Annotated in this window: 13 protein-coding genes and 1 pseudogene; 12 read left to right on the forward strand and 2 right to left on the reverse strand. The window is 54.1% G+C overall.

The genetic code is table 11. The annotated features are described in order from the left end of the window. The 4 genes and pseudogenes from JG725_RS18970 to iolB form a co-directional block, all read left to right on the forward strand. Positions 1-203 (forward strand): annotated as a pseudogene (locus JG725_RS18970) (gfo/Idh/MocA family oxidoreductase); the annotation flags it as partial. 207 nt (positions 204-410) lie between these two features. Further along, on the forward strand, positions 411-1913 hold the full coding sequence (locus JG725_RS18975; protein ID WP_172288748.1) for a sugar porter family MFS transporter: 1503 nt from the start codon (positions 411-413) through the stop codon (positions 1911-1913). A 454-nt stretch (positions 1914-2367) separates the two neighbouring features. Next, complete coding sequence (locus tag JG725_RS18980; protein ID WP_172288746.1) at positions 2368-3873, forward strand: CoA-acylating methylmalonate-semialdehyde dehydrogenase; 1506 nt, start codon at positions 2368-2370, stop codon at positions 3871-3873. 24 nt (positions 3874-3897) lie between these two features. Next, complete coding sequence (gene iolB, locus JG725_RS18985; RefSeq protein ID WP_172288744.1) at positions 3898-4731, forward strand: 5-deoxy-glucuronate isomerase; 834 nt, start codon at positions 3898-3900, stop codon at positions 4729-4731. A 140-nt stretch (positions 4732-4871) separates the two neighbouring features. Here the strand turns inward: iolB and JG725_RS18990 are convergent, their stop codons facing one another. Continuing rightward, positions 4872-5726: a MurR/RpiR family transcriptional regulator gene (locus JG725_RS18990; protein WP_172288742.1), complete on the reverse strand. Its 855-nt coding sequence runs from the start codon at positions 5724-5726 to the stop codon at positions 4872-4874. Between the two features lie 280 nt (positions 5727-6006). After that, the gene (gene iolC / locus JG725_RS18995) at positions 6007-7926 is read right to left on the reverse strand and encodes a 5-dehydro-2-deoxygluconokinase (RefSeq protein WP_172288740.1); all 1920 of its coding nucleotides are present in this window, start codon (positions 7924-7926) and stop codon (positions 6007-6009) included. A 477-nt stretch (positions 7927-8403) separates the two neighbouring features. Between iolC and iolD the strand changes: the two genes are divergently transcribed. The 8 genes from iolD to JG725_RS19035 all read left to right on the forward strand — a co-directional run bounded on the left by iolD (position 8404) and on the right by JG725_RS19035 (position 19403). Beyond that, positions 8404-10344 carry a 3D-(3,5/4)-trihydroxycyclohexane-1,2-dione acylhydrolase (decyclizing) gene (gene iolD, locus JG725_RS19000; protein ID WP_172288738.1) on the forward strand — a complete coding sequence of 647 codons (1941 nt, stop codon included), beginning with the start codon at positions 8404-8406 and terminating at the stop codon, positions 10342-10344. 89 nt (positions 10345-10433) lie between these two features. Beyond that, positions 10434-11318 carry a sugar phosphate isomerase/epimerase family protein gene (locus JG725_RS19005; RefSeq protein WP_172288736.1) on the forward strand — a complete coding sequence of 295 codons (885 nt, stop codon included), beginning with the start codon at positions 10434-10436 and terminating at the stop codon, positions 11316-11318. A 190-nt stretch (positions 11319-11508) separates the two neighbouring features. Next, positions 11509-12723 (forward strand): arabinose transporter, encoded by a 1215-nt coding sequence (locus tag JG725_RS19010; RefSeq protein ID WP_199379440.1) that lies wholly within the window; start codon positions 11509-11511, stop codon positions 12721-12723. A 496-nt stretch (positions 12724-13219) separates the two neighbouring features. Next, a complete protein-coding gene (locus JG725_RS19015; protein ID WP_172288732.1) occupies positions 13220-14143 on the forward strand; it encodes a sugar ABC transporter substrate-binding protein in 924 nt (307 codons plus the stop codon). Between the two features lie 32 nt (positions 14144-14175). Continuing rightward, complete coding sequence (locus JG725_RS19020) at positions 14176-15660, forward strand: sugar ABC transporter ATP-binding protein (RefSeq protein WP_172288730.1); 1485 nt, start codon at positions 14176-14178, stop codon at positions 15658-15660. Between the two features lie 16 nt (positions 15661-15676). Further along, the gene (locus tag JG725_RS19025; RefSeq protein WP_172288728.1) at positions 15677-16708 is read left to right on the forward strand and encodes an ABC transporter permease; all 1032 of its coding nucleotides are present in this window, start codon (positions 15677-15679) and stop codon (positions 16706-16708) included. A gap of 647 nt (positions 16709-17355) precedes the next feature. Beyond that, entirely contained in the window at positions 17356-17988 is a 633-nt protein-coding gene (locus tag JG725_RS19030) for an RraA family protein (protein WP_172288726.1), read from the forward strand. A 74-nt stretch (positions 17989-18062) separates the two neighbouring features. Continuing rightward, the gene (locus JG725_RS19035; protein WP_172288724.1) at positions 18063-19403 is read left to right on the forward strand and encodes an MFS transporter; all 1341 of its coding nucleotides are present in this window, start codon (positions 18063-18065) and stop codon (positions 19401-19403) included. Positions 19404-19440: the final 37 nt, after the last annotated feature.

Raw genomic sequence — 19440 nt, forward strand, 5'->3', positions numbered from 1 at the left:
TGCATACCGAAGGGTTGGCGGAATCCTGGGCGAATATCTACCTGCAATGCGCCATCGCCATCCACGCTAAACGGACGGGCGATACCGCGACGCTGGAGAAATTAATCTATCCCAATATCGATGCCGGCCTAGAAGGGGTGCGCTGGATTGAAAACTGTGTTCGTTCTGCTGACAGCGGCGCCACCTGGGTCGATTACGAGTAAGGACAATACGATGAAACTTTCATTTTGTACCGACAGCCTTGGCCATCTGCCCTGCGAGGCGATGCTGGACATCAGCCAGTAACCTTGTCATTTCGCAGTGACTGAAACAGGTGTTGCAGCCACTGCGTGTACCGCTATCTCAGCCTAACGAAGTAAAGAGAAAGTGTAATAATGACAATGACCTAGCCCTATTTGGAGTTTGACTCAATGGAACATTATATTACTAAAAACCCTGCATCAGGTCCTAACAGCAACGCCAAAACTGAGCCTTTAGTCAAAGTAATTGCCGCTATCGCCACACTGGGTGGTCTGCTGTTTGGATACGATACTGGCGTCATTTCCGGCGTTCTGCTGTTTATGGGCCCGGAAATGCAATTAACCCCTTTCACCACCGGTCTGGTAACCAGTTCGCTCTTAGTGGGCGCCGCCACCGGGGCAGTCGTATCCGGTTCGCTTGCCGACAGGCTCGGCCGCCGGAAAATCATCCTGATACTGGCTGTCATCTTTGCGATCGGCGCCCTGGGAACAGCGCTGGCGCCCAATCTGACCGTGATGGTATTTTCCCGTGTCATCCTGGGATTGGCGGTCGGCGGCGCCGGCACGACGGTGCCTGTGTATCTTGCTGAAATCGCCCCGGCTAACCGGCGGGGACAATTGGTTACCATCAGTGAATTAATGATCGTAACCGGTCAATTGCTCGCCTATGTCTCGAACTTTGCTTTTAACGAAATCTGGGGCGGCGAGAACACCTGGCGCTGGATGCTGGGTATTGCCACCATTCCCGCCATTTTACTGTGGTTCGGTATGCTGTATATGCCCGATACGCCGCGCTGGTACGCGCTGAAGGGCCGCCTTGCCGAAGCGCGGAATGTATTAAATAAAACGCGGGCAAAGGAAGACGTTGAGTGGGAAATGATGGAGATCGAGGAAACCGTGGCGGAACAGTCCCGTCAGAAAGGTTCCCTGAAAGATCTGCGTGTGCCATGGATGCGTAAGGTGTTCCTTATCGGCGTTGCATTTGCCTTTTTCCATGCGGCCACCGCCGTAAACAGCATCATGTATTATGCGCCGACCATTTTACAAAACACCGGGTTAAGCACCGACGCCGCCTTGTTCGCTACTATCGCAAACGGCGTGGTTTCGGTCATTATGGTGATGATCGGCATTGTGTTGCTCGGTTATATCGGCCGACGCACCATGGCCGCGCTGGGACAGATTGGTTGTACCTGCTGTCTGTTCTTACTGGCGGCTATTTCCGGCTTTATGCCCGAGCATGTCGGCGGCGACGTGAACCTGTTGCGCAGCTATCTGGTGTTGGGCGGGATGCTGCTGTTCCTGTGCTTTTTGCAGGGCGCCTATGCGCCGGTCATCTGGCTGATGCTGTCTGAAATGTTTCCCGTCAAAATTCGCGGGATCTGTATGGGCGGCGCGGTATGCGCGCTGTGGGGGGCAAATGTCTTTATTGCCATGTCATTCCCCATACTGCTCGATACGTTTGGTCTGGCGGGCGCATTCTGTACCTACGGGGTGATCGGTCTGTTCGGCATCGTATTCGTCCTGAAATACATTCCTGAAACACGCAACCGCAGTCTGGAGCAGATCGAACATTATCTGCGTGATAAATATGATAGTGACTTTGCCGCTAAAGCCGCTAAAAAAGCCGAGCGTAATCAGCTCAGGCAAACTGCCGGTAAAACGCAGGAACCCTAAACGCGATATCACCTAACCTGGCAAGAGATAGTTTTCGGTAAATCCGTATGACGCTTATTCGGGAATCACCGGTAGGCGTTATACCGAACGCCGATCTAACGGCAAATGCTTTCATTGAAATGGGATAAGTCCTCGATCGGCCTCACTGTGCGGCCCTTGATTTATCCGCTCCCAGTCAAGACGCATGGATACTGCCTGACGTAGCGGCACAGCGCGACGAGACGCCATGATTTATTACCCGGCAAAGTATGCGTCAGCTCACACTAAATGAAAATTTCAAAATAATTTATTTGAAATATTTTTTTCATAACACTATTGTTACTATCATATAGTCGCTCGCCAGCGACGGCTCTTAAGCCCTGACCTTTACCAAGATGGGTCACTGCGGCAAGCGATTTTATCTCCCGAACCGAGCCAGGTGTGGGAGTGGTTCAGTAGACGAGGGTGAGACAAGATGAAGATAGTGGGTAATTACATCGGCGGCAAACAGCGGATTAGCACAAGCAACAATACCTCTCCGGTATACAATCCTGCTACCGGCAAGGTAGCGAGTCAGGTCACGTTAAGCACCCATGATGAAGTGAAGGAAGCCATCGGTATCGCCCATGCCGCATTTGAACAGTGGGCGAAAACCACGCCGCTGCGTCGTGCCCGTATCCTGTTCAATTTCAAAACGCTGCTGGAACTGCATCGCGATGAACTGGCCGAGTTGATTGTCAGCGAGCACGGTAAGGTGTTTTCCGATGCGCTGGGTGAACTGACCCGCGGCATAGAAGTGGTGGAGTTTGCCTGCGGCATTCCGCATCTTATCAAGGGCGACTACTCCGCCGATGTCGGCACCGGCGTGGATAGTTTCTCGATCATGCAGCCGCTGGGGGTAGTGGCCGGCATTACGCCGTTCAACTTCCCGGCGATGGTGCCGATGTGGATGTTCCCGATTGCGCTGGCCTGCGGCAACACTTTTGTGCTCAAACCGCCGGCCGCCGACCCGTCGGCTTCCGTTCGCATGGCGGAGCTACTGACCGAGGCGGGCTTGCCCGATGGCGTATTCAACGTGGTGCACTGCGGTAACGACGAGGCCAGCCTGCTGACCAGCGATCCGCGCATTCAGGCGGTCAGTTTCGTCGGTTCATCCGGCGTAGCGGAGCATATCTACAAAACCGCCAGCGCTCACGGCAAACGGGTACAGGCTTTCGGCGCCGCCAAAAACCACGCTATCGTCATGCCGGATGCCGATCTGGACGCAACGGTCAATGCGGTGATGGGCGGGGCTTTCGGTTCCGCCGGTGAGCGCTGTATGGCGCTGCCTATCGTAGTGGTGGTCGGGGATGAAACCGCAGACAAACTGATCGCCAAACTCAAACCGCTGATCGCCGAACTGCGCGTGGGTCCCGGCGCTAAAGGCAGCGGCAAGGAAAATGAAATGGGGCCGGTTATCTCCTCGGTCCATCAGAAAAAAGTGCTGAATTATATCGATCAGGGCGAGAAAGAAGGCGCTACCGTGGTTATCGACGGTCGCGGTTATAATGTGGAAGGCCATGAGGAAGGATTCTATGTCGGCGGTACGCTGTTCGATAACGTCACCACCGATATGGTGATTTACCGGGAGGAGATTTTCGGACCGGTGCTGGGCGTCGTGCGCGCGCCTGACTACGAAACCGCGCTGAACATCGTTAATAGCCACGAGTTCGGCAACGGTAGCGCCATTTTCACCAGCAGCGGCCGCTATGCTCGCGACTTCACTCATCGGGTACAGGCCGGTATGGTCGGGGTCAATGTGCCGGTCCCGGTTCCGGTGGCGTTTCACTCGTTTGGCGGCTGGAAACGCTCGGTATTCGGGGCATTGAACGTACACGGGACCGACGGTGTGCGCTTCTATACCCGAATGAAGACCGTGACCACCCGTTGGCCGACCGGACAGCTCACCGTATCGGAATACAGCATGCCGACGCTGGGATAATCATCTATTCAACAGGAGGATGACGTGAGCGAACTGTTATCAAAATATCGGACGGACGATGCCGACGGACACCGGCAGCATATTACGCCGGAAAATGCCGGCTGGCGTTACGTGGGTTTTGATGCCTGGCAGCTTAAAGCCGGACAGACGCTTGAGTTGGAGAGCGGCGATCGCGAGCTTTGCCTGGTGCTGGTGGCCGGGATAGCCAGCATCGCCACGCGCCATGCCGAGTTTAGTCATATTGGTAAAAGAATGAGTCCCTTTGAGCGCATACCGCCTTTTTCAGTGTATGTGCCGCACCACGATCGGGTCAGCGTGGCGGCCGAGAGCGATCTGGAACTGGCGGTGTGCAGCGCGCCCGGTCACGGCGATCTGCCGGCGCGGTTGATTGCCCCCCGGGACGTGGGGGTGGAACAGCGCGGCAAGGGGCGCAATCAGCGTCTGGTGCATAATATTTTGCCGGAGACCGAAGCGGCCGACAGCCTGCTGGTGGTCGAGGTTTATACCGATGAGGGGAATACCAGCTCATACCCCAGCCATAAGCACGATCAGGAAAACTCGCCCGATGAGACTTATCTGGAGGAGACCTACTATCATCGGCTCGATCCGGCGCGCGGCTTCTGCCTACAGCGGGTGTATACCGACGATCGCAGCCTGGACGAGTGTATGGCGGTGTATAACGGCGATGTGGTGAAAGTGCCGCGCGGTTATCATCCGGTGGCGACGATCGCCGGTTATGACAGCTATTACCTGAATGTGATGGCCGGTCCGGTACGTAAATGGCAGTTTACCTGGGAAAAAGATCACGCCTGGATTAACTCCGACGCTTATCCCCGGGCATCAAGACCGATACCATAATAGATACCGTCCGTGTTACGGAACTGCACCCTAAAGGTTGGATACCAACTGATTCAGGTGCAGTTTTTTATGCGGCGACGGTGGTGTTGAATCGAGGCTGACCGGACGGTCGCCGGTCAGAGAAGTCGGTCAATCTTGCATCAGGATGGCGTATTGCCTGCGGCGCGGGCGGCGTTATTCATCGCCAGCGACAGCATCAGCGTCTGGGACAGGCACATGGATGATACCTGAGAACGGAAACCGTCCACCTGAGCCTCGCGCACCACAAAGCAGACGTCGCTGAACGCCGCCAGCGGGCTGACCATGCTGTCGGTAATGGCAATCTGTCTGACGCCGCTCTTGGCGCCGAGCGATACCAAATCCACCACTTCCTGAGCATAGGGCGAGTAACTGATGGCGACCACCACATCGGAGGGTTTCACCATGCTTAACTGTTCGTTGAACATGCCGCCCAAACCATCGATAAGAAACGCCCGTCGTTCCAGATGACGCAGAGCATAGGTCAGATAAGAGGCGATGCTGAATGAGCGCCGCAGGCCGATAATATAAATATTGTCGGCTTCGTCCAGCAGTTTCACCGCCGTATTGAGATCCGCTTCGTTTACCTGCCCGGGTAACTGCTGTAATGCCGTGCTGTTAACCATACTGAACATATTCAGTATTTCCATCGGTGTTTCCGGCGCGGCCGTATCTTTACTGGCGGTCTGCCGGAACAGCCTGACGCGATTGGTATAGCTGACGGTTCCCTCCATCAGGTCTTGACGGAATACCTGTTTCATTTCGTTGAATCCGTCAAAGCCGAATGCATTGGCGAAGCGGATCAGCGTTGAAGGCGGAACATCGGCTTTTTCAGCAATGGAGGCGATCGTTTCAAACGGAATGCTGCTGCTGTTATCCAGCATATAGCGCGCCACCTGTTTCAGCCGTTTGCTAAGCGAATCGTATCGGTCGCGTATTTCATCTTGCAACGACGAGAGTTGGGAAACTGTTGTCATGGAAACCACTTAATAGTCAGTCAGGGCGAGAGCGCTAGGAATGATTATTACGATTAGAAATTTCAAATCAACATATTATTGAAAATATCAAGCCATACTTTGAAGGGGGTCAAGCTTAGACTCGGTAAGGGCTATGAATGGTATCAGCTCCCGTGAGTATGGCCGGTCGGTTTTTTTAGCTGGAGCGGCGCTGCGGATTTATTTCGCGCGGCATGAAAAAATTATTTCACTTCGCAAAAGAAACCGCCAGGCAGGCGCCTGGCGGTCAGATGGTTAACGGTCAGCGTACCGGCCGGTAAAGGCGCCAGTACTCGATAAGGGTCATAAAGCGCTGTTTGACGGCATCGACCAGTTGTCGATCGTCCAGCTTGCCGCGAAACCACCGATCGGAGGCTTCGGCGAAAATGGTGCGCCCGACGGCGAAACCTTTGACGCATGGCGCGTCGGCCGCGGCGGCGAAACCTTGTTTCAGAACGGCCTCCGGCGCATCCAGACCGAGGATCAGGACACCGCGGCAGTAGGCATCGTTTTCTTCAATGATGCGGCCGATATCCTGCCACCCTTGGGACGACATGGGCGGCAATTTCCACCAGTCAGGCTGTACGCCCAACGAATAGAAGCGCTGCAACAGGGTTGCATAGTGCTTCTCATCCCGGTCGGGGTTGCTTTCCGGCAGGATAAGCTCCAGCAGCAGCTCGTGGCCGGACTGCTGGCAGGCATGATAGACCTCGCTTATCAGCGCTTCCTGCTCCAGCCGGAGTGATTCCGGGTCCGCAGGATGATAGAACACCAAACACTTGACCACATGCTCCAGCGGCCAGCTAACCAGTTGAGAACCGATATCGCCGTGTTCAAGGCGCAGCGGACGCGAACTGGGCAATTCTATCGGCCGGCCGATCCACCAGCCCTGGCCGGTGATGTCGTTCAGCGCCGCCTGGCCGAAAGTGGTATCGGCCAGGATGCCGGCGTTGCCGTCAAGACCGGTCGCGGCGGCGGCTTCGCGGGCCCCCTCAAGCAGCAACTGTTTCAGCCTGGGGATCTCATCCGGCGACTTACCGGCGGCGACGGCGAGATCGACCAACTGCTTGCGGTGATCAAAGGCGAAGATGCAGAGTTCGGGCCAGGCCTGTTTACGGGTGGTCACCCGGTGCAGGTGGTTTAGGCGGGGATCTTTATCCGGCTGTTTGACGCTGTCCACGCGCGACAGATAATCATCCAGTTCGGTCTTGGTCGGCATGGCCGGCGCGCAGCCGTGGCGGGAGACCACCAGGGCGCCGCAGGCATTGGCGTAACGGCAGGCCTGCTCCCAGCTCTCGCCGTTCAGGTAGCCGCGCAGCAGGCCGGACATGAAAGCGTCGCCGGCGCCGAGCACGTTGAGCACCTCCACCCGCACGCCTCTTTGCAGCGCGACGGCGTCCCAACTGTCCGGGATCTCGCCTTCAAACACCGAACAACCCTGAGCGCCGCGCTTACACACCAGCGTTGCCTGACTGACGCGTCTCACGTTGCGCAGCGCCGCCAGCGTATCGGTGGTGCCGCCGGCAATATGGAATTCTTCCTCCGTGCCGACAATCAGATCAAAGTGATGCAGCACATCCTGTAGCTCCCGGGTGACCCGTTCGGAAGAAATAAAGCGGGTTTCACCGTCGCCGAGCGAGGTCAACCCCCACAGCACCGGACGATAGTCAATATCCAGCGCGCGGCGCAGGCCGTGGCGTTTGGCGAAGTCCAGCGCCTTGAGTACGGCGGCGCGGGTATTGGGATGCGAAAGGTGGGTGCCGGTCACCGCCACCGCCCGTGAGGAGGCGATATAGCTTTCGTCGATATCGTCCGGCGAGAGAGCCATGTCGGCGCAATTTTCACGGTAAAAAATCAGCGGGAACGTTTCCTGATCCTTGACCCCGAGGATCACCAGCGCCGTCAGACGCTCTTTATCGGTAATCAGGTATTGGGTATCCACACCGGCACGTTGCAGTTCTTCACGCAGGAATCGGCCCATGTGTTCGTCGCCGACGCGTGCCAGCATGCCGGATTTTAATCCCTGGACCGCCGTGCCGTAGGCCACGTTGCCGGAAGATCCGCCCAGGTATTTGGAAAATGTCGTCATGTCTTCCAAACGCGCGCCGATTTGTTGTCCGTAGAGATCGATCGCGATACGTCCGATGCAGATGACATCAAGCTGTTTCTGCGCTGTGCCCATGTGTATTTCCTCTAAAGTATTAGGAAGAAAGCCATTTGATGTTGGTTTATTATGAGGATTAAAGATTTCATTTTCAATATAAATGGAATTTATAAATTCAATTTTAGTGACAAAATAGCATCAAAATTCAACCGGACGGACGAGAATGTTGATTTTTAACGCTGACTTCAGTCGATCGGTTTTAAAAAATAAATTTTCAATTATATTGCTGATTTTTAAAATTAACTTTATGTAATTAACTGGTATTTTATCCAATTGATACCGTCAATGATGAGCGAAAAACGATGGTGGAAAGCGCAGGCGCGCCATGAAATTTTGATTCTTTGATTAGCCTCTCAAAAATGGAATTTTAATTTTATTTGTCTTTTTATATGAAAACCATTCTAACTATAATCTCAAGTCTCACCATGTACCGGAAACCTGACAGGCCAGCACGGGACATTCCCCCATAGGCCAGATGATATAGAAGGGTGGAAAATGAACAAGATCAGACTTACCACGGCACAAGCATTGGTGCGTTTTCTGGATAACCAATATGTTGAGGTTGACGGCGTCGAGACCAAGTTTGTCAAAGGTATCTTCGCTATTTTCGGCCATGGCAATGTATTGGGGCTCGGGCAGGCGCTGGAGCAGGACTGCGGCCAACTGCACATTCATCAGGGGCGCAACGAGCAGGGCATGGCCCATACGGCCATTGGTTTTGCCAAGCAATCGCTGCGCCGTCAGATCTATGCCTGCACGTCGTCGGTCGGCCCCGGCGCGGCAAATATGGTCACCGCCGCCGCGACCGCCAGCGCCAACCGCATTCCGCTGCTGCTGCTGCCGGGCGACGTTTACGCCACTCGCCAGCCCGATCCGGTGCTGCAACAGATCGAGCAATCCTATGACTTAAGCATCAGTACCAACGATGCTTTCCGGGCGGTGAGCAAATACTGGGATCGGATTGTCCGCCCTGAGCAACTGATGACCGCCTGCATCAGCGCCATACGGGTGTTGACCGACCCGGCGGAAACCGGAGCTGTGACTCTCTCTTTGCCGCAGGATGTGCAGGGCGAGGCCTATGATTATCCGGACTATTTCTTCCAGAAACGCGTGCACCGCATCGAACGCACCCTGCCGACCGCCGGCATGTTGGACGACGCGCGCTCACTGCTGCTCGGCAAACGTAAGCCGCTGATTATCTGTGGCGGCGGCGCCAAATATTCCGGCGCCGGCGCGGCGCTCCAGGCGTTTGCCGAACGGTTTAATATTCCTTTCGCGGAAACGCAGGCCGGTAAAGGTACGCTGGTGTCGGAGCATCCGCTGAACGTAGGCGGCGTGGGCGAAACCGGGACGCTGGCGGCTAACCTGCTGGCGAAGGAAGCCGATCTGATTATTGGTATCGGCACCCGCTATACCGATTTTACCACCTCGTCGAAATGGATATTTCAGAATCCCGAGGTGTCATTCCTGAATATCAACGTTAGCCGTTTCGACGCGTTCAAACTTGATGGCCGCCAACTGGTGGCTGATGCGCGCGAAGCGCTCGTGGCGCTCAACGAACGTTTACAGCCTGAAAACTGGCCGATCGCCTGGGAAGGAAAGGTGGAAGAGGTGCGGCGGCAGTTGCTGGATGAGACCGATCGCGTCTACGCCGTCGACTTTTCCGGCGAGGATTTCGTACCCGAGATTGACGATCATCTCGATCGTCAGAAAGTGTTTACCGAATTTCATCGTCTTACCGGTTCCGTACTGACCCAAAGCCGGGTGCTGGGGGTGCTAAACCGCACCATTCCGCGCAATGCGGTGATCGTCGCCGCCGCCGGCAGCCTGCCTGGCGATCTCCAGCGTATATGGCGCACTACCGATACGCACGGTTACCACGTCGAGTATGGCTATTCCTGCATGGGATATGAGGTGAATGCCGCGCTGGGCGTCAAGCTGGCGGAACCGGATCGCGAAGTTTATGCCCTGGTGGGAGACGGCTCGTTCATGATGCTGCACTCCGAGCTGGTCACCTCCATTCAGGAACGCCGCAAAATCAACGTGGTGTTGCTGGATAACATGACCAATGGTTGCATCAACAATTTGCAGATGGAACACGGCATGAACAGCTTCTTTACCGAATTTCGTTTCCGCGACGGTTCGCCGTCCAGACTTGACGGCGGCCTGGTGCCGGTGGATTTCGCCAAAATCGCCGAGGGTTACGGCTGCAAGAGCTACCGGGTCACCACCCTGGAAGAACTGCATCACGCTCTTGAGGATGCCCGTCGGCAGACCGTCTCCACCTTACTGGATATCAAAGTGTTGCCCAAGACGATGATCCACAAGTATTTCAGCTGGTGGCGGGTCGGGGGAGCCGAGGTTTCCGAAAGCGAGTCGGTTCAGGCGGTTGCGCGTATGCTGGCGGACAATACCGAACGGGCGCGGCGTTACTGATCGGCAATGATGATGATATTAGGGCGGCAGGACGCTCGCCGCTGCCCAAACCCCCTTGACTCAACGATGCAAGTGAAGGAGTAAACCCAATGAAAATCGCTTTTGATGTTGATGTGATTAAAGAAATGAGCATCACGGATATGGTCAGGCAGGTAGCCGACTGGGGATATCGCTATATTGAACAATCACCGCATCCGCGTATCAACCCGTTTTACAAGTATCCCAAGGCTAGCCGGGAACTGGTAAGCGAGTATAAGAAGGCATTGCGCGATAACAACGTGGAAATTTCGTCATTCATCGTGGTCTATCGCTGGTCCGGTCCTGATGAGGCCCGACGCCAGGCGGCGGTAAAAAACTGGAAGCGCATGATTGAGATTGCGGTTGAAATGGGAGTGCCGGTTATCAATACCGAGTTGGCGGGAGACCCTAACCAGCCGGAGATTTGTGAGGAAATGTGGTACAAGTCCATGGAAGAACTGTTGCCGATCGCCGAGCGTGAAGGCATCCGCATTGAAATCCAGTCCCATCCCTGGGATTTCTGTGAAGAGAGCAACCCGACCGCCGATATGGTCAAATCCCTGCGCAGCGAGAATGTGAAGTATCTCTATAGCGTGCCGCACACCTTTTTCTACGACAAAGGCGTCGGGGACGTGGCCAGCATGCTGAAATATGCCGGGGACGATCTTTCCCATGTGCTGATTGCCGATACCATGAACCATACCAAGCATTGCCGTTACATCGTCAACCCGCCGGGCGTTGACGCCGTCGTCCATCAGCATGTGGGGGTCGGCGAAGGTGAGGTGGATTTCGACGCGCTGTTTCAGACGCTGCGGGAAATGGACTTTGCCAATCGCACCTTCAAGGTGGGGGGGGAGTCGATTATTGCCGCCTCGCTGTTCGGTTATCCGGAAAAAATGAAATACCAGGCAGTGGAAACCCGCGAGCTTATCGAGCGGGAATTGCTGGGCCGGTAAGCCGTCAGGCCGCCGGTCAATGGATGACTGGCGGCCGGGCATATTGTCTGTCCTGTCGTTGATATCGCCCTTGACCGCGATGCCTGCGCAGGCGGGCATTTCTTGCATTGAGCCGCCATCAAAAACAGGATTGATTCTCCGATCGTTTGTTAAGGGCTGATTGCCTGAAAGTCGTCTTCGTGAGGAAAAAATGTCTGCTCCTGCACAGCTAAAAATATCTCCCTCTTACCAACATCATTCCTTGCTGCGTATCAGCATCGCCATGTTTATTGCATACATGACCGTTGGGCTGCCGCTGACCGCGATTCCGTTATATGTACATCAGGTGCTGGGGCTAAATAACACCCTGGTCGGTTTGACCGTGGGCCTTCAGTTTTTAGCCACGGTGTTGACCCGCAGCTATGCGGGGCGTTCGGCTGATAATAAAGGCGCCAAACGGACGACCTACTTTGGGTTGCTTACCTGCGGATTGTCGGGAATGGCCTATCTGGTATCCGATCTGCTGGTATCGCCCGATAGCATGATGTGGGCGTTTGGGGTGCTTTTGCTGGGACGGATACTGCTCGGGCTGGGAGAAAGTCAACTGCTGACGGGCAATCTGACATGGGGAATCGGTCTGGCCGGCGCCGCGCATTCCGGCAAGGTGATGTCCTGGAACGGGATGGCGACATACGGCGCACTGGCGGTAAGCGCGCCGGTTGGATTAGTCATTTATCAGCTATGGGGATTTTTTGCGCTGGGGATGATGACTTTGCTGTTGCCTCTCCTGGCGCTGGTGTGCAATTTCAGCGTGCCGAGCGTTGCGAAGAACGGCGCTACGCGTCAGTCCCTGTTTTCCGTTGTCGGTCAGATATGGCGGCCAGGGGTGGCGTTGGCTTTGCAAGGCGTCGGTTTTGCGGCGCTTAGCGCTTTTATTTCGCTGTATTTTGCTGAACAACAGTGGGGGAATGCGGGTTTTGCCCTGACCGCCTTTGGCGTAAGTTTTATTGCGGTGAGGTTGTGCTTTGGATCGCTGCCCGATCGGCGCGGCGGATTTTGGGTTGCCAGGTATTCGTTGCTGCTGGAGTGTGTGGGTTTGATATGCATCTGGCAGGCGCCCACCGCCGGGTTCGCTCTCATTGGCGCCGCACTGACCGGAGGAGGATGCTCGCTGATTTTCCCTTCTCTGGGCGTTGAAGTGCTTAAGCGAGTGGGCCAGCAGGTGCGAGGTACGGCATTGGGAGGATATTCCGCCTTTCAGGATATCGCCTATGGCATCACCGGGCCGCTGATCGGAACGCTGGCAACCTGGGCGGGCTATCGCAGTGTGTTTTTAGCGGCTGCCGCATGTGCGCTGCTGGGTGTGATGGTGGTACAAATTCTGATGATAAAAAGTATGTCTGCCGCAGTACCTTCGAATGACTAACGGTATCCGCTCTAAATAATTCGCGCTGCGGGAAGGTCGGCGCACCTTCCCCTTTCGACACAACCCGTATTATGCCGATCAACCCACAATGAATTCTCTCCCGGTCTTTCATTTCTATCCTCTGAGGTAGCTCTCATTCTTGAACATTTTTCAATCAAATGTTGGATATATGTCAAATTTTTGTTTTTTCCTGTTTTTAAAATATTCATTTCAATGCTTTTATGTAATACGTTTTAAATTAATAAATATGAAATAAAAAAACTGATTTTACCTGTCTGGCGTCAAAATCACCTAACCCACGCCAGGGTATTTTTCAAAAATTTATTTTTATCAATGTATTAAAGCAATTAGGAGATCGAGAAAAAATCTGAACTATTGCTGGAGATTGCGCTGTGAACCCGATACGTGCCAGCAGCTGCGTTGAATTAATGTAAAAAATATTTTTCATTATGATCTTCACGTACCTGCACATAACAATGAGTGATGAGGATTGATCATGAATATCAAAAACACAGTCTTGGCCATATTGTTCGCCTGCATGTTACCGCTCACCAGTCATGCCAAAGAGATATTGATTGGCGCTTCCATGGCGGTATTTGATGACAACTGGCAAACCATCCTGCGGCATAACATTCAAAGAAAAGTTCAGGAAGCAGGAGCCAAAATTCATATGGAAGATGCCAAAGGCGATGTGGCGCAGCAGCTCCAGCAGGTACAGAACTTCATTGGTCAGGGCGTGGACGCGATTATTATCGTGCCGGTGGATACCGATGCCGTGCAGCCCATCATCAAAGTCGTCGACGCGTCCGGTATTCCACTGGTGTTTGTCAACCGCGATCCCCAGGCCGCGCTGGGCAGCAAAATGGCCTACGTCGGTTCCGATTCACAGGTGGCGGGGCAGTTGCAGATGGAAGCGTTGGCAAAGTCGATGGACTATAAGGGCAACGTGGCAATTCTGCTGGGCGAATTATCCAATGAATCCACCCGTGAACGCACCAAAGGCGTCAAATCCGTGATCGCTAAATACCCCGACATCAGAATAGTGGAAGAGCAAACGGCGAAGTGGTCGCGTAACGAAGCGGTCGATCTGGTGACCAATTGGTTGACCACCGGTAAAGAAATTAACGCCATTGCCTCCAACAACGATGAAATGGCTATCGGCGCATTGCAGGCTCTGGGCCGCAATTCGAACAACATACTGGTTGCCGGCGTGGACGGCACGCCGGATGCGTTGCAGTTCATCAAAAACGGCAAAATGGTCGCCACGGTGTTCCAGAGTGCCCAGGGACAGGGGGAAGGCGCTGTCGATACCGCAATGAAATTGATCGGCGGCGAAAAAGTAGAGTCCGCTGTGCTGGTTCCCTTCGAGTTGATTACCAAAGATAACTATCAGGAATTCGCTAGCCGCAACACTAAATAATCGTTTCTGACACCGTAGCTCGGAGGTGAAATATGACTGCTTATGCACTTGAAGCCGAAGGTATTAGCAAGTTTTTCCCTGGTGTGAAGGCGCTCAACAATGTTTCGTTGCGGATCAAAGCGGGAACCGTCCATGCGCTGATGGGGGAAAATGGCGCGGGCAAGTCTACGTTAATGAAATGCCTTATCGGCATTTACCGTCCCGACAACGGCGTGATCCGCATGAAGGGGAAAACGGTACAGTTTGACAACACTCAGGCCGCCCTGCACGCGGGGATCTCAATGATCCACCAGGAACTCAATCTGGTTCCCTATATGACCATTGCTGAAAACATCTGGTTGGGGCGTGAACCTTTGAAGTATGGGTTTGTCGATCACGCCCGGCTTAATTCCCAGACCATTGCGCTGCTCGACAGGCTCAATATTCGTCTGCCGCCGGAGCGACTGGTGGGGGATTTAAGCATCGCCAATCAGCAAATGGTGGAGATTGCCAAGGCCGTTTCGTGGAATTCAGACATCATTATTATGGACGAGCCGACGTCAGCGCTGACGGAAACGGAAGTCGCCCACCTGTTTACCATTATTCGCGATTTGCGCGCCCAGGGAAAAGCCATCATCTATATCAGTCACAAAATGGATGAGGTGTTTGCGATTACCGATGAAGTCAGTATTTTCCGCGATGGCTGCTGGATTAGCAGCGATCAGACCGCCAACCTTTCGCGTCAGTCGCTGATCACCCAAATGGTGGGGCGCGAATTAACCCAGCTGTTTCCGAAATTTAATAATGCCATAGGAGAAGAAGTCCTGACGGTTCGCGGGCTGACTCGCCAGGGGATATTCCATGATGTCAGCTTTTCGCTGCGCCGTGGAGAAATCCTCGGCGTCGCCGGTCTGGTGGGCGCGGGGCGCAGTGAGGTGATGGAAAGCCTGTTCGGCATGGCGCCGCCCGATGCCGGCGAGATCCTGATAGACGGCGTGCCAACCACGGTGGACTCCCCGTCGACGGCGATAGAAAAAGGGCTGGCGTTCCTCACGGAAGACCGCAAAAAGTCCGGCTTATTTCTGGTGCTGTCGGTGATGGAAAACATGAGCATCGTCAAACTGCCGGATTACATCGGTAAAAACGGTTTCATCAGACACGTGCAGATGGCCGAAGAGTGCATGGCGCAAATCAGACGGCTGAATATTAAAACCCCAACGATGGATCAAATCATTAATAACCTGAGCGGCGGTAACCAGCAAAAGGTATTGATTGCCCGCTGGCTATTGGCACAGCCGAAAATTCTGATCCTTGATGAACCCACGCGCGGGATCGATGTGGGCGCCAAGGCGGAAATTTATCGCCTGATCAGTGAACTGGCCAACCGTGGTGTCGCCATCATTATGGTGTCGTCGGAACTCCCGGAAATTCTTGGTATGAGCGATCGGGTCATGGTGATGCATGAAGGCCGTATCACCGGCATTCTCAATAAAGAGGATGCCGACCAGGAAACCATTTTGTCGCTGGCATCCAGATAAGACGTAAGGAATGGACATGAATAATATAAAAGAGTCTTCGCAACAGCCCGCCAAACGCTTTCTCTTGCCTGATTGGCTGAAGAACAGGATGCCGAAAGACACCGGGATCTTTATTGTCATGATCGGTATTGCCCTGGTGTTTGAAATCATCGGTTGGTATGTGCGCGATCAATCCTTTCTGATGAACCCGAACCGTCTGCTGCTGATCATATTGCAGGTGGCTATTATCGGGATTATTGCGGTGGGCGTGACTCAGATCATCATCACCACCGGGATAGACCTTTCGTCTGGCTCGGTGATCGCGCTGACCGCCGTGGTGGCGGCCAGTCTGGCGCAGACCTCCGACAGCCTGTCGCCGATGTATCCGTCGCTGGTCGATCTGCCGGCGGCGATCCCGATAGGCGCGGGGATCGGCGTGGGGGTGATTTGCGGTTTGATCAACGGCATATTGATCACCAAAACCGGTATTCCGCCCTTTATCGCCACGCTGGGGATGATGGTATCGGCGCGCGGTCTGGCGCAATACTATACCCACGGCAACCCGATAAGCTTTCTTTCCGATGGCTTTAGCGCTATCGGACAGGGCGCCATGCCGGTAGTCATTTTTCTGGTGGTGGTGGTGATCTTCCATATCGCGTTGAAGCACACCCGTTACGGAAAATACGTTTACGCCATCGGCGGCAACATGATCTCGGCAAAGGTCTCCGGCATCAACGTCAACAAATACCTGGTGATTGTCTACACCATCGCCGGCGGGCTTTCCGGCCTGGCGGGCGTGGTGTTGGCCGCGCGCGTCAGCAGCGGCCAGTCGAGCATGGGGATGACCTATGAACTGGACGCCATCGCGGCGGCAGTTATCGGCGGCAGCAGCCTGATGGGGGGCGTCGGACGCATTACCGGCACGCTGATTGGCGCTGTGATCCTCGGTCTGATCAAGAGCGGCTTCACTTTTGTCGGCGTCGATGCCTATATTCAGGATATCATCAAAGGCCTGATTATCGTCAGCGCGGTTTCTATTGATATGCACCGTAACCGCAAAAAATTCTAGCGATAGCCTGGCGACGGCCATCGGAACGAAAGTGATGATGGCCTGGTAGCCAACGTATCCCGCGCCCCTTATCCCCCGCATGAACGCCGCCGCGTTTTGTTGACGCCCATTTCCGGTTTTTTTTGTCGTTACCCGCATTGGATGGCATGACCATGCTTCATGATGGTGCGGACCTGGCGTGTTTTTTCAGCCATTAACTGAGCGTTATTTAATGATTAAAATAATGCTGCACCTATAACGTGCATTAAATCACTATTATTGTGCGTATATTTATGGCGATTTAAATTTCATTTAATGGTGTTTGTGAAAATAAATTCATAGGTTTTAATTTTTTCCTTTAAATGTATTAAGTATACTTTTTTTGTTTATTACCCCCCCCCTTGTTAATTCATTTTATCATAATGATTTCTCATCAGTATTTTTGTGTTATACCATTGATTTTTATGTATTATTTTTTAGTTAAACCAGGTTCAGTCAAAACTATTTCTTATTTTTACGCCATGTAATATATGAATTTCCTCTGTTTGTTTTATTTGACCTCTGCGATTTAAAAGTGATAAAAGTTTCTCATTAGGTAATTTCTTTTCAATTAAAAACGAAAGAACAGAATATTAATCACACGTGATCTCATTGCGGGGAGTAAACCCATGTCATTAGAAAATGCAGATATTCGTATAGCGCCACGTTGGCAACGTCCTTCACGCGAGTGGCTGGCCGCATTTAAACCTTTCCCGGTCGCCAATATTGGTGACGCGATGGAGCGTTTGGGGATGTGCGATGCCGGCATCGTCCCGTTGTTTCCCGGCGTGCAATTTGTCGGGTTCGCTTTACCGGTGTTGGTCGCCGCGGGTGATAACGCGGCGGTGATTAAAGCGCTGGATTACGTCGAACCGGGCGATGTGGTGATGATTAACGGCCTCGGTCATGTCGATCGCGCGTTGGTCGGCGAGCAACTGACCCAGCGCTTTCAGCATGCCGGCGCCCACGGTCAGGTGTTGGATGGCGCGGTGCGCGATCGCAAAGTTATCGAGTCGACGGGGTTCCCGACCTTCGCTCGTGGCACGACACCTGCAGGGCCTTATAAGAATGGCCCGGGGGTGATCGGTGAACCGGTGGCTATCGGCGGCGTGGTTTGCTCTGCCGGCGATATCGTGGTGGCTGACGATGATGGCGTCGCCATCATCCCACTCTGGCGAGCCGAGGCCATTTTAGCGCGTGTTAAAGAAGTGGCGAAACGAGAAGCCGAACTGACCGCGGAAGTGACGCGACAGTATCGGTGATCTGACGCATGGCGGCCCGTTGCACCACCGTACCGTGCATCGGCGGAACATTAACACTATTGCAGGGCAGAACAATGAATAAATCACAAGCTATACCCATGAACTATTCCATACCGGTGAAAGAAGACGCCCAGAATAACGCGGTCAGACGCGCTTCACTGGCCGGTGGTATCGGCTCATTCGTTGAATGGTATGACTACGGCATTTACGGCCTGCTGGTCAGCACGCTGGTTCTGGTCTTTATGGCGAATGACGTGGGCACCACCAATGCCGGTCTGATACTGACCTACGTGGGTTTTACCGTCAGTTTTGTCGTCAGACCTTTCGGCGGCGTAATTTGCGGTTATCTGGGCGATAAGATTGGCCGTCAGAAGCTGCTGGCCATTCTGCTGCTGATGATTTCGCTCGCCACGGCCGCCATCGGTCTGCTGCCAAGCTATGAAAGCATTGGCTGGGTGGCGCCGGCGCTGTTGATTCTGCTGCGTCTGGTGCAAGGCTTCTCCGCCGGCGGCGAGGTATCCGGCGCAGGATCTTTTGTGGCCGAGTACGCCGAGGATCACCGACGCGCGGTCGTGATGTCGCCGCTGGTGATGGGGTCTTTCGTCGCTCTGCTGTTCGGCAGCCTGTTGATTGGCGGATTGATCAATCTGTTCGGCGCCGACGCCATGCGCGCCTGGGGTTGGCGTATTCCTTTCCTGTTGGCGATCCCCATGGCGATGATCGGTTTCTATATCCGTTCACGGATGGAAGATACGCCGCATTTTCGGATGATGCAGCGCCATAAGCGCATCGTTCGCAACCCGTTGAAAGAAGTGTTCACTTCGCGGCGTCACCTGAAGGCCATCGGTCTGGCGATCACGCTGCCGGCGGTAAACGGCCCCGGTTATTACATCCTGTTCGTTTATATGCCGACCTACCTCAATAAGGTGATGCACTTTACTCAGGTACAGAGTCTGCTGGTGACCGCCTGCGGCCTGCTGACCATTATCGGCGCCATTCCGATGATGGCCTGGCTGTCGGATCGCCTGGGGCGCAAGCCGCTGTTGATTGCCTCGGCGGTGGCATTGGCGTTGCTGGCCTGGCCGTGTTTCTGGCTGCTGACGCTCGGCATGCTGCCGCTGGCGTGTATGTCCGCCATGTTGCTGGCCTTTGCCTTTGCCGGTCACGCCGGGGTGATTCAAAGCACGCTGGCCGAGATGTTCCCGACGACGGTGCGTTACAGCGCCTATAGCATTGGTTTCAACGTTTCCACGGTGATTTTTGGCGGTTCGGCGCCGCTGCTGATGACCTGGCTGATTGGCTTGACCGGCATCGCCAGTATCCCGAGTTATATGGTGATGCTCACCGCCTGTTTAACGTTGGTTAGCGCCATTTATCTGCAAGAAACCGCCGGAAAACCGCTGCGTGACGCGTAAGTCACCGGCCAAAGCATGAATTTTTGAGTAACCCGAG

Origin of the sequence: Brenneria sp. L3-3C-1, assembly GCF_016456245.1 — a bacterium.
In the GTDB taxonomy this organism is placed as follows: Bacteria; Pseudomonadota; Gammaproteobacteria; order Enterobacterales; family Enterobacteriaceae; genus Brenneria.

Bases quoted from the DNA above. Each gene is read 5' to 3' on its own strand.
- JG725_RS19005 (WP_172288736.1), top strand. From the start codon at position 10,434: ATGAAAATCGCTTTTGATGTTGATGTGATTAAAGAAATGAGCATCACG.
- JG725_RS19020 (WP_172288730.1), top strand. From the start codon at position 14,176: ATGACTGCTTATGCACTTGAAGCCGAAGGTATTAGCAAGTTTTTCCCT.
- JG725_RS19035 (WP_172288724.1), top strand. From the start codon at position 18,063: ATGAATAAATCACAAGCTATACCCATGAACTATTCCATACCGGTGAAA.
- JG725_RS19010 (WP_199379440.1), top strand. From the start codon at position 11,509: ATGTCTGCTCCTGCACAGCTAAAAATATCTCCCTCTTACCAACATCAT.
- JG725_RS18975 (WP_172288748.1), top strand. From the start codon at position 411: ATGGAACATTATATTACTAAAAACCCTGCATCAGGTCCTAACAGCAAC.
- JG725_RS18980 (WP_172288746.1), top strand. From the start codon at position 2,368: ATGAAGATAGTGGGTAATTACATCGGCGGCAAACAGCGGATTAGCACA.
- iolD (WP_172288738.1), top strand. From the start codon at position 8,404: ATGAACAAGATCAGACTTACCACGGCACAAGCATTGGTGCGTTTTCTG.
- JG725_RS19025 (WP_172288728.1), top strand. From the start codon at position 15,677: ATGAATAATATAAAAGAGTCTTCGCAACAGCCCGCCAAACGCTTTCTC.
- JG725_RS19015 (WP_172288732.1), top strand. From the start codon at position 13,220: ATGAATATCAAAAACACAGTCTTGGCCATATTGTTCGCCTGCATGTTA.
- JG725_RS19030 (WP_172288726.1), top strand. From the start codon at position 17,356: ATGTCATTAGAAAATGCAGATATTCGTATAGCGCCACGTTGGCAACGT.
- JG725_RS18990 (WP_172288742.1), bottom strand. From the start codon at position 5,726: ATGACAACAGTTTCCCAACTCTCGTCGTTGCAAGATGAAATACGCGAC.
- iolC (WP_172288740.1), bottom strand. From the start codon at position 7,926: ATGGGCACAGCGCAGAAACAGCTTGATGTCATCTGCATCGGACGTATC.